This is a genomic window from Rhizobium acaciae (genome assembly GCF_025941625.1).
Lineage (GTDB): Bacteria > Pseudomonadota > Alphaproteobacteria > Rhizobiales > Rhizobiaceae > Rhizobium > Rhizobium acaciae.
Genome location: NZ_JAPCZO010000026.1, coordinates 1 through 13,865, shown reverse-complemented (window position 1 = coordinate 13,865; position 13,865 = coordinate 1). Strand labels below are relative to the sequence as shown.

The following is a 13,865-nucleotide window of genomic DNA, read 5'->3' as shown; positions in this document are numbered from 1 at the left end:
CGTCTCCTCCAAGGCAATGGCTGGTGGAGACAAATTTAATCCAATCGCTACATGACAGTAATGATTTTATTCGCGATTAATATATCATATCGTTATGAAGATAGACGAACGCCACCTTGTCCAACTTGCGGCAGTCGTTAAAACCGGCGGGGTCACCGAGGGAGCTGCCCTGCTCGGCCTATCGCAGCCGGCTGTTTCGCGCACGCTCTCGATGCTCGAGGCTCGCATCGGCGAACCACTGTTCCTCAAAGGGCGACGGCCGCTGCAGCCAACGCCATTGGGACGAGCGCTGGCCGATCACGGTCAGACCATGCTGTCGGCATCGCGCAAGGCCTCTGATGTCGTCGAAAGCTTTCAGGCCGGCCGAAGCGGCGTGGTGCGCGTCGGTGGTACGCCTTTTTTCATGGATGCTTTGATCGCGGGGATGATCGCCGAGTTCCAGAACCTGCATCCAGACGTGCGCATCGACCAGACCTATGGTTATTTTCCAGACCTCCGGGCCGCGCTCAATGCCGACCAGATCGACCTTGCCATCTGTCCGATCGATATTCTCGACGAGGGCTCCGGCCTTGAATTTCAGCAGATCCTGCCCGGCCGCAACGTCGTCGCCTGCCGGGTCACCCATCCTTTGCTGTTGAAGCGGCGACCTCAGCCGGCGCACCTTCTCGATTTTCCTTGGGTGGCGCCCCCGCCAGGCAGCCCGCTACTCACCGATCTGCGCAGCATGCTGCTGTCTTTCGGCGCAACCGAAGTCAAGATTCGCTATTCGGGCGGCTCCCTCATGAGCGTCGTCCACTACATGAAAGCGGCTGATGCGCTGACGATCATGCCGCACAGCGTCGTCTTCGCATTGCGCAACGAAAAATCCATCACCGCCCTGCCAGTCCCCATCCCCCATTCGGAGCGCGCGCTCGGTTTGCTGAAGCGTTCGGACGCTCCCCGCACGCCCGCCGCCGATCACTTCGCCCGCCACATCTGCACGAGCTTCGATAACCTCAAGCACCTGATCAAGCGGCACGAGCAGTCAGTGGTCTGGGGCTCATGAACAATATGCGAGAACGTGCTGCAGGCAGTTGGCGCCGCTTCATCGTTCGGTCTGGGCAAGGATCTCGGCGGTGGCATGATCAGGCTGCGGAGCGGCGCGTTGGTTTTCACCAAGAGGGCTTGGAAGGCCCGCGGAGCGGTCCGGTCATGCAGGCATTTCATCAACTGAGGAAACCGGCGATCTGATCGGTGTTGAACACCGTGTAGGCTTTGAGGAACGGAATGTCCTGTTCGATCTCGGTGACCGTCTCGGTCGCCTCGGTGCGGATGAACGAACTGGCGAAGATGACGGTTGTGCCGGTTTCGCCCTTGCGAACGGCGCCGCCGAGCTCGATTGCCTGGTGAAACGTCATCCACCTTGATGAGGCAAAGCCACGGGCGATGGCTTCGGACCGCCTCCCGACACTTCTTTTTGTATTGACACTATGGCGGCGGTCGCCTCGTCTGGAAGAATCGTAGTCGTTTCTCGGTATTCCCAGCTTGATATTTAAAGTATGTTCGAGAAATGGCATATTAAATCTTCGGCGCCATCAGAGATACGGAATTTTGTTTTCCACGAAGCGGTTCTGAACTGATAAGATCCCATCTACTATCTTCGTTTGCAGCGATCACAACCTCCCGGGAGGCGAGAAACGGAACTCGAAATTGCTTCGTTGCCTGCTCAATACGGGAAGCCACATTTACCGCATCGCCAATGACCGTGAATTCGCGCCGGTTCTCGTCTCCAACGATACCGCAATAAACCTTTCCTCGGTGGACACCTAGGCCAACTGTGAGTTGGTGCGAAGCGAGCGAATCGATATGCCACTCCGCGATGAGTCGGAGAATATCGCGCGCGCAGTTCAACCCTCGTCTTGCGTCGTCGGTCGTCGGATCGGGCACTCCGAACAAGATCATGGCCCCGTCGCCGATGAATTTATCTATCACGCCGCCGTTTTCCTTGGCGGCCTGCTGAACAATCCTTCGAAAGGATGAGATGAGTTGTGACAGTGCCTTTGGATCGAGTCCTTCGGCAATTTGCGTTGAATTCCTGATATCGACAAAGAGCACAGTGACAACCTGACGTCGGCCATGAATCCATTCATCGCCTTTAGCAACAAGAGGAACGATTTCGGGTGGCAGAAACCTAGCCAGTGCAGCAGTGGCGTAGGCCTGCTCCTCTGCCCGGATCAGCAATGACCGTGCGCGGTACATCACTACAATCGAGGCCAGACCGGTCAACATAATGAGGCACAAACGCGAGACCGAAGGCAGCAAAGAGAAAAGTCGTTGGACGCCTGGCGAGGAGGTGAACTGGTTATTGGAGACCGGCGGGAGACTGATGAATACGAAAGCCAGAGCAAAAACGAATAGAAGAGTGGACCAGATCTGAATAGCTGGCCGATAGCGAAGCGCACCAACCGTCAAAAGCAGTGGGATCGACCAAGTTACCGGGGCCGCAAAAAGCCATGCGCCCGAAAGACTGTTCAGTTTGAGCGATAAATAGCAGACCGAAGCGACCATGATTGCATCAACGACTGCGAACACATATCGCATCCACAAGCGGAACTGTCCGTACCTGATCAAAAACAGCGCGCACGTTCCGGTCAGGAAAAAAGTTGCCAGAGCAAGCATGGAGGGCAACTGCACTCCAAAAGCTATGTCCGTTGGACTGAGGGACAGCGCCGAAAAGTGCGGAATGGACAGAGTGAATGCCGAGAGGAGTCTGAGGAAGGCAAGCGTCCTTTCTGCCTCTATTTCGGCATCCAGAAATATCCCATGCTCTTCCGGCTCCCCACTCAAAAAGGTTGCCATCGCTCCGCCTTTCAAAATTCGCACCAGCACGCTTCAAGTTCTACCCCGAAGGTTCTCAATCATCCATCGTGCGACGTTTCAAAAACTGACGGCAGCGGCTATCGAAGCGAATGGCGCCCTTCCTGCCAAAAAGATCGGGAGTTCGGGCATCAGATTGATCTTGTCACCAGCCGATTATTGACCTCCTCACCGCGGAATCGGCAACCGCTCGCCAACGTCGTGGGACAGTCCCTTCTCTCCGGCAGCCTTCGTCAGCAATGACCCATCGCGATCCCGAGCTGATTTCGGTGCAGGCACGATGTTGAGCCACAAAAGCGTCGAGGAAGCGATCTTGCGGAGTCGTTTCAAGTGGATGTCTGCCCCATGGGAACGAAGCCTCCCCCGGTATCCGGGTGACCGGATCGACAAGAGCCGCCATGCTACTGTGACTTGGTCCTCCATGGGGCCCGTGGCCATGGAGAAGCGGCAGTCCACCCGGTGCAACGGTGAGGCATATGCCCGAAAAATACGCTCTGTCAGCGCAGGCTCAGCAAGAAGAGATAAACCTCATTGGAAAACCGTTGTTCCAACGCGGAAGGTCCTCGCGTTTTGAAGCTTCACCCATGCCTTCACCTCCTTATTCGGGCATGCCGTCGCCGGCGAACGTCAAGAAATAAGCAAGATAGGCCGTTCCGGCCTCCGCTCCGCCAGGCGCAGGTCGAGACAATATATTCACCGGCAGAAGCGCTCGTAGAGTATCTTCATGATCTCGATGACCGCGGGATCCCTGATGTAATAGTAGAGTGTCCGGTGTTCCCGCCGAAAATCCACGATCCCTTCCTTCTTGAGCTTCGCAAGATGCTGCGACATCGACGTCTGCGGAATATTGGTCGCTTCAATCAATGCGGTGACGTTTCGTTCCCCGTCAAGCAACTGGCATAACACCAAGAGACGGTGCTCATTGGCCAGACCGCTGACGAAGTCGGCTGCATCACCAGCTTTCTTCTCCATTGCTTGTGCGAAGTTCATATTGCCATCTTTACAATTCATATTTCTATGATATTAGCATATCGTGAATTGAGGGCCAGATCAAGGACGACATCAAATGCCAAAAGATTATCGGGAAATAGCACGGGATATATCGGCTTACACGGCCGAAATGCGCAAGCTTACCCCGGACGCCATGCAAGGCTTCCATGCTCTTTCGAAAGCGGCGGGCGCGGGTGGTAGCGTCGATCGCAAGACCAAGGAACTGGTCGCGCTCGCAATCGGGGTCATCCAGCACTGCGATGGCTGCATCGCCTTCCATGCCAAGGCATTGAAGGACCTCGGTGCAACCCGCGAAGAGATCGCTGAGATCATGGCGACGTGCGTCTACATGGGCGGAGGCCCGGCGCTGATGTACGCAGCGGATGCGCTTCGCGCCTACGACCAGTTTAGTGAAGCGGCATAGGCGTAAGATTCTGCCGATCTTGATCGACATCAATGGCGGGCACCAACGTTGCGCTAGTCTGCTGGAGAACGTGAAGGAAAAGATGGTTGGAGGAAGACATGGCGCACATTGTTGTCATAGGCGCGGGTTTGGGCGGGACGATCGCAGCCTATCAGCTTCGTGACGAGCTTGGCGCGGAGCACAACGTTTCCGTGGTTGGCTGGGGTGAGCGTTTCAGCTTCGTCCCATCCAACCCGTGGGTGGCGGTTGGCTGGCGGGATCGGTCCTCCATCGAAGTCAATCTCGTCCCAGTCTTCAAACGACGTAAGATCGGCTTCTATTCCCAGGGTGCGCGCCGTCTGGACGCTGCCGAACGGCGGATCGAGCTGATGGATGGCGCATCCGTCTCTTATGATTACCTCGTTATCGCGACAGGCCCGGATCTCGCATTCGATGAGATCGAGGGATTAGGCCCCGACGCTGGCACGTATTCGATCTGCCGGGCCGACCATGCCGTGCAAACTAAGGAGGCCGTCGAGAGGCTCATTCGGCATCCGGGCCCCGTGGTGGTCGGCGCGGTCCAGGGAGCCTCCTGTTTCGGTCCGGCCTACGAATTCGCTTTCATTCTCGATAAGGCGCTGCGCGATGCGAAGGTTCGTGATCGCGTACCAATGACTTTCGTGACCTCCGAACCCTACATCGGCCATCTGGGCATCGATGGTGTCGGCGATACGAAAGGGCTTCTCGAAAGCGAGTTGCGGCAGAAGCACATCAAATGGATCTGTAACGCAAAGGTCGAAAAGATCGAGAGCGGCAAGATTTCTGTTTCAGAACTCGCCGAAGATGGCCCCGTCATTCGTGTACATGAGCTTGCCAGCAGTTTCACCATGCTGTTGCCGGCTTTTCGCGGTGTCGAGGCCATCCGGGGAATAACGGGGCTTACCAATCCCCGCGGCTTCGTCCTGATCGACAAGCGTCAGCGCAATCCGGCATTCCCCGAGATTTTTGCCGTTGGCGTCTGCGTCGCAATTCCTCCCATGGCTACCACTCCGGTGGCAGTGGGCGTACCGAAGACAGGTTTCATGATCGAATCGATGGTCACCGCGACGGTCAGGAACATCAAACGATTGCTGAGGAATGAACTCCCGGATGCCGAGGCGACCTGGAATGCCGTCTGCCTGGCCGACTTCGGCGATTCCGGGGTGGCCTTCGTCGCCCAGCCGCAAATACCGCCCCGGAACGTCAACTGGTCTTCCAGTGGTGCCTGGGTTCATGCGGCCAAGGTCGGCTTTGAGAAGTACTACCTGCACAAGATGCGCTCTGGCACGGCCGAGCCGATCTACGAGCGGCTGGCGCTTCATGCGCTCGGAATAGAGAAGCTCAAGGACATCAAGATTGAAGAGACTGAGGCATCCGCCCCGCAATAGCGGGACGGTCCTCCAAACGGAGTTTTGGGAAATGACATTGGATCGATCCGTTCTCGCCTTTGCGGGTATCATGGTGCTGCTATCAGTGACGCTGACCTTCTGGGTGTCAGCCTATTTCGTGTGGCTGACGGTGTTCGTCGGCGCCAACATGCTGCAGTCCGCATTCACCGGTTTCTGCCCAGCGGCAATCGTTTTTCGTAAGCTGGGCATCAAGCCCGGCACGGCTTTCTAGGATGCTGCCCCATGCGCCTGATCTTACTGATGGCCGGGCTGGCCTTGGCCTGCTCGGCCTCGGCCGCGACGATGACGCTGCAACCGACCACTATAACCGAATGGAAAGCCGTCTACGGAACCATAGAGGCGCGAAACACCGTCGCAGCTCGTGCCCGCATTGGCGGCACGATCGTCGAACTGAACGTCACCGAAGGCGATACGGTCAAGTCGGGGCAGAAGATCGCTCTTGTCCGGGATGAGAAGCTTGCCTTTCAAATTGCCGCCCTGGATGCTCAGATCAACGCGCTTCAATCGCAATTGTCGACTGCGCAGGCGGATCTAGCCCGCGCGGAAACTCTCGTTGCAAGGGGCGCAGTTACCGTTCAGCAGTCTGACGCATTGCGCACGCAGGTCGTTGTCACTCAAAACCAGATCTCTGCGACCCATGCCCAGCGTTCTGTTGTCTTGCAGCAACAGTCCGAAGGCGAGGTCGACGCTCCGACGGATGGCAAGGTTCTCACAGTGCCGATCACTAGGGGCGCCGTCATCTTGGCGGGTGAAACGGTGTCGACCGTCGGTGGCGGCGGCCTGTTCCTGCGCTTGGCCATTCCGGAGCGCCATGCGGCATTCCTGAAGCAGGGCGCGACCATAAGGATCAGCGCCAATGGCAGGCAATTGTCCGGACAGTTGGTCAAGATCTATCCACAGATCGACAACGGCCGGGTGATCGCCGACGTGGAGGCGGATCAACTCGACACCCCCTTTGTCGAGGCTCGCGTTCTGGTCGAGGTGCCGGTGAGCCAAAGGGCGGCTCTGCTGGTGCCGGAGGATGCAGTCTTCACCCGTTCCGGACTGGATTTCGTCAAGGTGAACGACGGCGCGACCGAGGTCGAACGGACCGTCATCCCTGGCGAGCACATCGTCCGGCCGGACGGCCGCTTTGTCGAGATACTGACCGGCCTTGCCGCTGGCGACGAGGTCGTCGTTCCATGAGACAGGATGAATCCAGCCTTGGCATTGCGGGCCGTCTGACCCGCACCTTCATCGTCTCGCCGCTGACGCCATTGCTTCTGCTCGCCGCCCTGGCCTTCGGCGTCATCGCGCTCATGACGCTGCCCCGTGAGGAAGAGCCGCAGATTTCGGTTCCGATGGTCGATATCCATGTGCGTGCCGACGGATTGAAGGCGGAGGATGCCGTCAAGCTGATTACGGAGCCGCTGGAGACCATCGTCAAGGGGATAGACGGCGTCGAGCACGTCTATTCCCAGACCTACGACGATCAGGTTCTCGTCACGGCGCGATTTCTCGTCGGGACCTCATCCGACTCCGCCGTCTTGCGGGTCCACGAGAAGGTCCAGGCCAATATGGACAGGATCCCGGTCGGGATTCCGGCGCCGCTAATCGTCGGCCGGGGCATAGACGACGTCGCCATCCTGTCGCTGACGCTGACGCCGACCATTGACGCGGCCGGCCGCACCAAGGGCAATGACCTGACCCGTGTCGCTCGCGAGCTGAAAACCGAACTTTCAAAGGTGGAGAATGTCGGACTGACCTATCTTGTAGGCGAGTCCGACGAAGTCATGCGCGTCGCGCCCGATCCGGCCAGGCTGGCGCTCTACGGCGTGACGCTCCAGCAATTGGCAGCCAAGGTTTCCGGCGCGAACCGCGCCTTTCCCGCGGGGCAGATCCGTGACAAGGGCGAGCAGATCGGTCTCGTCGCCGGCGAGACGCTGGCGTCCCCCACCGACATCGGCAATCTGCTCCTGACCGCGCGCGACGGCCGCCCGGTCTATGTGCGTGATGTCGCAAACATTGGCCTGGCGACCGCTTCCAACGAGACGGTGTCAGCAAGCCTCGTGCACGGCGAAAAGGGCGTGGTCCGGCTGCCCGCCGTCACCGTGGCAATCGCCAAGAGGCCGGGGGCAAATGCCGTCACCGTGGCGCAATCGGTCCTGGCACGCGTCGAAGCTCTCAGGGGAACACTGATTCCCGCCGAGATGAGCATTGACGTCACGCGCAATTACGGTGAGACGGCCAATGACAAGGCCAACGAGCTGCTGCTTCATCTTGGCCTTGCAACCGTGTCGATCATCGTGCTCGTTGGCGTCTCGATCGGCTGGCGTGAAGCATCGGTGGTTGCCGTCGTTATCCCGGTGACAATCCTGCTGACGCTCTTTGCCTCGAAGCTGATGGGCTATACGCTCAACCGCGTCTCGCTGTTTGCATTGATATTTTCGATCGGCATTCTCGTTGACGATGCCATCGTCATCATCGAGAACATCGCCCGCCATTGGAGCATGGGAGATGACCGTAGCCGCCGGCAAGCTGCGATCGACGCGGTCGCGGAAGTGGGAAACCCGACGATCATCGCCACCCTGACGGTCGTCACGGCATTGCTGCCGATGCTCTTCGTTTCCGGCATGATGGGCCCCTATATGAGCCCGATCCCGGCAAATGCCTCGGCCGCCATGATCTTTTCCTTCTTCATAGCGGTAACGGTAACGCCCTGGCTGATGCTGAAGATCGCTGGCAGGGGCGACAAGGCTCACGAAAGGCAGTCGTCCCATGCCCGGGGCGGCATGATCGGTCGTCTCTATACGCTGGTCGCGCGCCCGCTGCTTGCCTCGAAGACGTCGAGCTGGATATTCCTCGTCGTCGTCGGCTTGCTGACACTCGGCTCGCTTGCCCTCTTCTATACCGAGGACGTCACGGTCAAGCTGTTGCCCTTCGACAACAAGTCGGAACTGTCGGTGATGGTCGACCTGCCTGAAGGCTCTTCCGTTGAGGCGACGGATGCGATGGCGCAATCGATCGCGCGGCTGGTGATGCAATTCCCCGAGGTGAAGTCCGCACAGACCTATGCCGGCAGTGCAGCGCCCTTCAATTTCAATGGCCTCGTGCGTCACTATTACCTGCGGGCCAGTCCCGAACAGGGGGAGGTCGCCATCGAGTTGCTGTCGAAGGCCGAGCGCTCCCGAACCAGCCATGAGTTGGCCGTCGCCATACGGAACCGCCTCGGCGAGATCCCGATTCCGGCTGACACCAGCCTGAAGGTGGTCGAGCCTCCCCCGGGGCCGCCGGTGATCGCGACGCTTCTTGCCGAGATCTATGGTCCGGACGGGGATACCCGCAGAAAGGTCGCCGGGAAGGTCGAAACAGCCTTCCGTTCCGTTCCATTCATCGTCGATGCGGATAATTCCTACGGAACCCCGGCCCGGCGTCTGCGTGCGACCATCTCGACCGATGACGCGGAATTTTTCCATGTCGAGGACAGCGATGTCTTCGATACCATCTCGATCCTCAACAACGGTGAGACCGTCGGCTATTCGCATAGAGGCGGTGGCAGGCAGCCGATCCCGATCCGGCTGGAGTTGCCGAAAAGCGATCGCGTGCTGAACGAACGGTTTCTCACTACGCCGATCCCGGCAAATGTTCTTCCGGGAGATCGCGGTGTCGTCGAACTTGGTGATGTCCTTCATACCGCCGAGGAAAAGGCATCCTTTCCCATCTTCCGCCACAACGGCCGCGCCGCTGAAATGGTGACGGCCGAACTCGCCGGCGCCTATGAGGCACCTCTCTACGGGATGATCGCCGTCCAGAGGGCGCTCGATGCCGAAGACTGGACCGGCCTTTCCAAGCCACGCATATCGCTGCATGGCCAGCCTGATGACGAGAGCGTCTCGACGCTGCTCTGGGATGGCGAATGGGAGGTCACCTGGGTAACGTTCCGCGACATGGGCGCCGCCTTCATGGTGGCTCTCCTCGGCATCTATATCCTGGTCGTCGCGCAGTTCGGTTCGTTCAAGGTGCCGCTGGTTATTCTGACGCCGATCCCGTTGACCTTCATCGGCATCCTCGGCGGGCACTGGCTGTTCGGCGCGCCCTTCTCGGCGACGTCGATGATCGGCTTTATCGCGCTCGCAGGCATTATTGTCCGTAACTCCATCCTGTTGGTCGACTTCATTCGCCACAACGAGGCGCCAAACCAGCCACTGTCCGAAATCCTGATCGAGGCCGGCGCGATCCGTTCGAAGCCCATTCTGCTCACCGCTGTTGCGGCGATGATCGGGGCGGTCGTCATCCTCAGCGATCCGATCTTCCAGGGGCTGGCAATCTCCCTACTGTTCGGCCTGGCCTCGTCGACCTTGCTGACGGTGTTAGTCATTCCGGCCATCTATCGCGTGGTGAAGACCTGACCGAGATCGTGCGGATCTCGACGCCGACATCGACGACTACCTCATCCTCGGAGCCTGCAATCCGCGCAGTCGGTGGCGGCAATGTCATGGTGAGCGCCATCGATCCGGTCGCGCCTATGCGAGCGATCGACAACGAAATGCTGACCAGTCTGGCAGGCAAGGTCCGCTCGGTGCTTGCGGATGTCGTGACGGACATTTGATACCCGATCTTACGGAGAGCCGGCTACCGAATCTGTGTCGCACTGGCCATGGCATGCCTGGCAATCGCGAACCGTTACTTGATCGTGCCGCTCAACCGAAATCATCCCGAGACATCAAGAAACGTCCTGATGGTCGGTGCAGGCCTCGAGATCGCACTCGGTCTGCTCGCCTTCGCTCTTGTCGCGTCCTTCGGACTCGAAGACCCGACGGCATAAAAAAAGACGCTCTCTTCGGGAATAGACACCGCCCTCAGGTGTCTACCCCGGATATAACAAGAAGGAAGAAGTCGATGAACATCTGGTCCCACCGTACGTCAACGGTCCTTGCGGCCGCGATCCTGGCCACAGCCGGAACATGTGCGGCATTCGCGCATGACCCGGTGCAGCACACACATCCGGCCAAGCTGGTGGCCGACTCTACAGAGGCTGCCTTTCTCGCCGAGAACAATACGGCCATGGACAAGATGATGGCGGACATGGAGGTCAAGCCGACCGGCGATGTCGATCGTGATTTCGTGGCGATGATGACGCCGCATCACCAGGGCGCGATCGATATGGCACTCGCCGTCCTGAAATACGGCAAGAACGAACAGCTTAAGCGCATCGCGCAAGAGATCATCGTGGATCAGCAGCAGGAGATTGCGGCAATGAAGCTTGCGATCGGCGATCCGCTTCCCCCATCCGACGCCGCCCCGACACAGGTCGCACCGGAGACTACCCCCGCCGAATCCATGCAGGGCATGGATCCAGGAATGAAGATGTAACCCAAAGGTCGTTACCCATGAACATTCGGACATCTTTCGCCGCCAGCTTGCTGGCGGGCAGCATGCTATTGCCTTTTTCTGCCTTCGCCGGCCAAGCGCCCTTCGCAGATTCCGCCCCGGATATTCCGGTGAGCAGTAAGGACCGCGTCTACGCCGCCGAGCAGTTTTCGAATACGGTCTCGGTCACCGATCCGGCGACCAACCAGCTTCTTGGCGTGATCAAGCTTGGCGATCCTCAGCCCGGCAACCTCTCGCCGCTCTACAAGGGGCAGGTTCTGGTCCATGGTATGGGCTTTTCGCCCGACAAGAAGACGATCGCGGTCGTCTCCATCGGCTCGAACTCCGTCACCTTCATCGACACTGCGACCAACACGGTGAAGCATACGACCTACGTCGGTCGCTCGCCGCATGAAGCCTTCTATACCCCGGACGGCAAGGAAGTCTGGATCACCGTCCGGGGTGAGGATTACATTTCCGTCATCGACGCCAACACGTTCGAGGAGAAGACCCAGATCAAGGTGCCTGCGGGTCCTGGCATGCAGATCTTCTCGCCGGACGGAAAGTACGGCTATATCTGCTCGTCGTTCAACCCCGAGACGGTCGTGGTCACCGTCGCCGACCATCAGATCGTCGGCCACGTGAAGCAGGCGAGCCCGTTCTGCCCGAATATCGCTGCCTCGCCGGATGGCAAGCAAGTCTGGTTCACGCTGAAGGACATCGGCAAGGCCCAGGTGTTCAATGCTCAGGCGCCATTCGACCTGATCAAAACGATCGATACCGGACCAATCACCAACCACGTCAACCTCGTCACCAACAAGAATGGCAGCTTCGCTTACGTGACAGTCGGCGGATTGAACGAGGTCAAGGTCTTCCGGACCGACAATTTCGAGCAGGTCGCGACGATCCCGGTCGGCAATCTGCCGCACGGAATCTGGCCGTCGGGTGATGGGACCCGCGTCTATGTCGGCCTGGAAAACGCCGACGCCATGGCTGCGATCGACACGCTGACGAACAAGGTTATCGCCACGATACCGATCGGCCAAGCAGCGCAGGCTGTCAATTATGTCCCGAACGCGGTACCGGAGGGCGATGGCCTGCAGAACCTGCAACCACTCGGGACCGCGGGCGTCGCCGCTCACCTGAAGCTCGAAATGAAGGGCGACAAGGTAAACAAGGCACCGACGAGCGTGTCCCTGTTCGATCAGGGTCTGACCCAAGTTCTGCAGGCATCCGTCACTGGACTGGAGCCGAAGAAGATGTATGTTTTGGCACTTTCCGAAAAGGCAGATGGCAGCGGACCACTCCAGGGCCTCTCAAACTTTATGACCAACCCAGCCGGCTCGGCGATCGTCAACGCTGTCGGGCCGATCCGGCAGATCGTGGAAGCCAAGCACCAGGACGAGCGGCGTTACCTCGTGATTGCCTCGGTTGAAGACGGCAAGTCGGGCAACGTCCTGCAGGTACAAACTGCGGAGTAAAGCGAACCGACGGCCCGCGGAACAGCGGGCCGTCTGTCTGGAGGTCAGGATATGGATGACTTGCTTCTACAGGTAGAGCCGATGATCCCTGCCTTGAGGCGTTACGCCAGAGGTCTTGTGCGGGACATCGAAGCTGCTGATGATATCGTTCAGGACTGCCTGGAGAGGGTGGTTCTCAACTGGAGCCGCCGGCGCGACGACAATCCGCGTTCGTGGGTGTTCGCCATTCTGCACAACCTGGCAGTGAATAGGCTCAGGCAGGATGCCCGGCGTGGCGGCTCCGTGCCAATCGAGGACGTTCCCGAGGCTACGGGCGCGCGGGCGGCAACGCAGGAGGATACGGTCTATGGCCATGAGGTGATGGCGGCGATCGAACGCCTGCCGCCGGATCAGCGCAGCATTCTGCTCCTGATCTCGGTCGAAGATCTGACTTACGCGGAGGCGGCGAAGGTACTGGAAATTCCTCTCGGCACGGTGATGTCAAGGCTTTCGCGAGCGCGGGAGCAGTTGAGGACGATACTGGAAACCAAGCCGTCGGGTGGCTCAGCCGGCCGTCCGTATATCTGGAGGGTAAAATGACCATGAGACCAATTATCGAAGACGACCTCCAGGCCTTTGTCGACAATGCGCTCGATGCTGAGCGGCGTCGCGACGTGTCCGAATATCTGCTGGCGAACCCCGAGGCTGCCGCACGTGTCTCCTCCTACCGGACCCAAGCCGCGGCGTTGCGCTCGACAATGGACCTTGTGGCGCGCGAGCCTGTGCCGTCGAGGCTCAACCTCAAGACTATCATGGCAGCGCGCCCCATTTCCCGTAGACCGCAATGGTTCCGGCTTGCTGCCGCTGCTGTCCTTATGCTTGCCGTCGGCGCGACGGGCGGCTGGATCACCAGAGGCTACACGATCCCATCGATGGAAGGTGTTGCTGCGCTCGCGCAGGAAGCTTCCGCGAGCTACAGCGTCTTCGCCCCCGACCGGCTTCGCCCCGTTGAAGTCAGGTTTGACGGCAGCGAGAATCTGCAGCAGTTTGCCGCCGCGACGCTAGGGCGCTCTGCCGCTATCCCAGATCTCAGCAAGTCGGGCTATCGCCTCATGGGCGGTCGCGTGATCCCGACGGCGCATGGTCCTGGCTTCATGCTGATGTATGACAACGACAAGGGCAGCCGGATCGTCATGCTCGCGCGCCACATGACGGTGGATCAGGACAAGCCGATGGTCAAAAGCGGCAAGGACGATATCCGCGGCTGGAGCTGGGCAAAGAACGGCATGGGCTACAGCCTGGTTGGATCGTTGCCGTCAGAAGAGCTTCACCCGCTCGCCGATGCAGTGCGCTCGCAAG

At 59.2% G+C, this 13,865-nt stretch carries 12 protein-coding genes and 2 pseudogenes; 11 read left to right on the top strand and 3 right to left on the bottom strand.

All coding sequences use genetic code 11. The features are described 5' to 3' along the window. The first annotated feature begins 94 nt into the window (after nt 1-94). Complete coding sequence (locus OLZ32_RS31450) at nt 95-1,045, top strand: LysR family transcriptional regulator (protein ID WP_264396240.1); 951 nt, start codon at nt 95-97, stop codon at nt 1,043-1,045. 172 nt (nt 1,046-1,217) lie between these two features. On the opposite strand, the pseudogene OLZ32_RS31445 reads toward OLZ32_RS31450, so the two are convergent. The 3 genes and pseudogenes from OLZ32_RS31445 to OLZ32_RS31435 form a co-directional block, all read right to left on the bottom strand. Then, a pseudogene (locus tag OLZ32_RS31445) lies at nt 1,218-1,436 on the bottom strand (ArdC-like ssDNA-binding domain-containing protein); the annotation flags it as partial. Nucleotides 1,437-1,557: 121 nt separating this feature from the next. Next, entirely contained in the window at nt 1,558-2,838 is a 1,281-nt protein-coding gene (locus OLZ32_RS31440) for an adenylate/guanylate cyclase domain-containing protein (RefSeq protein ID WP_264424332.1), read from the bottom strand. A 711-nt stretch (nt 2,839-3,549) separates the two neighbouring features. Beyond that, nucleotides 3,550-3,846, bottom strand: coding sequence for an ArsR/SmtB family transcription factor (locus OLZ32_RS31435; protein WP_264396238.1), 297 nt, complete (start codon nt 3,844-3,846; stop codon nt 3,550-3,552). Nucleotides 3,847-3,922: 76 nt separating this feature from the next. On the opposite strand from OLZ32_RS31435, the gene OLZ32_RS31430 reads away from it, so the two are divergent. From OLZ32_RS31430 to OLZ32_RS31390, 10 genes and pseudogenes are all read left to right on the top strand, one after another. Beyond that, nucleotides 3,923-4,270 carry a carboxymuconolactone decarboxylase family protein gene (locus tag OLZ32_RS31430; RefSeq protein ID WP_264396237.1) on the top strand — a complete coding sequence of 116 codons (348 nt, stop codon included), beginning with the start codon at nt 3,923-3,925 and terminating at the stop codon, nt 4,268-4,270. Nucleotides 4,271-4,368: 98 nt separating this feature from the next. Continuing rightward, entirely contained in the window at nt 4,369-5,676 is a 1,308-nt protein-coding gene (locus OLZ32_RS31425; protein WP_264396236.1) for an NAD(P)/FAD-dependent oxidoreductase, read from the top strand. 31 nt (nt 5,677-5,707) lie between these two features. Then, complete coding sequence (locus tag OLZ32_RS31420) at nt 5,708-5,908, top strand: YgaP family membrane protein (RefSeq protein ID WP_003550260.1); 201 nt, start codon at nt 5,708-5,710, stop codon at nt 5,906-5,908. 11 nt (nt 5,909-5,919) lie between these two features. Then, nucleotides 5,920-6,882, top strand: coding sequence for an efflux RND transporter periplasmic adaptor subunit (locus tag OLZ32_RS31415; protein WP_003550261.1), 963 nt, complete (start codon nt 5,920-5,922; stop codon nt 6,880-6,882). Beyond that, complete coding sequence (locus OLZ32_RS31410) at nt 6,879-10,085, top strand: efflux RND transporter permease subunit (RefSeq protein ID WP_264396235.1); 3,207 nt, start codon at nt 6,879-6,881, stop codon at nt 10,083-10,085. The genes OLZ32_RS31415 and OLZ32_RS31410 overlap by 4 nt, the downstream gene beginning before the upstream one ends. A gap of 16 nt (nt 10,086-10,101) precedes the next feature. Beyond that, nucleotides 10,102-10,285 (top strand): annotated as a pseudogene (locus OLZ32_RS39275) (DUF302 domain-containing protein); the annotation flags it as partial. A gap of 290 nt (nt 10,286-10,575) precedes the next feature. Next, a complete protein-coding gene (locus OLZ32_RS31405) occupies nt 10,576-11,049 on the top strand; it encodes a DUF305 domain-containing protein (protein WP_264396234.1) in 474 nt (157 codons plus the stop codon). Between the two features lie 17 nt (nt 11,050-11,066). Further along, nucleotides 11,067-12,527: a YncE family protein gene (locus OLZ32_RS31400; protein WP_264396233.1), complete on the top strand. Its 1,461-nt coding sequence runs from the start codon at nt 11,067-11,069 to the stop codon at nt 12,525-12,527. A gap of 51 nt (nt 12,528-12,578) precedes the next feature. Continuing rightward, complete coding sequence (locus tag OLZ32_RS31395) at nt 12,579-13,106, top strand: RNA polymerase sigma factor (RefSeq protein ID WP_003550265.1); 528 nt, start codon at nt 12,579-12,581, stop codon at nt 13,104-13,106. Then, on the top strand, nt 13,103-13,865 hold a 763-nt coding region (locus OLZ32_RS31390), incomplete at its 3' end, for an anti-sigma factor family protein (RefSeq protein WP_264424330.1). The genes OLZ32_RS31395 and OLZ32_RS31390, both read left to right, overlap by 4 nt.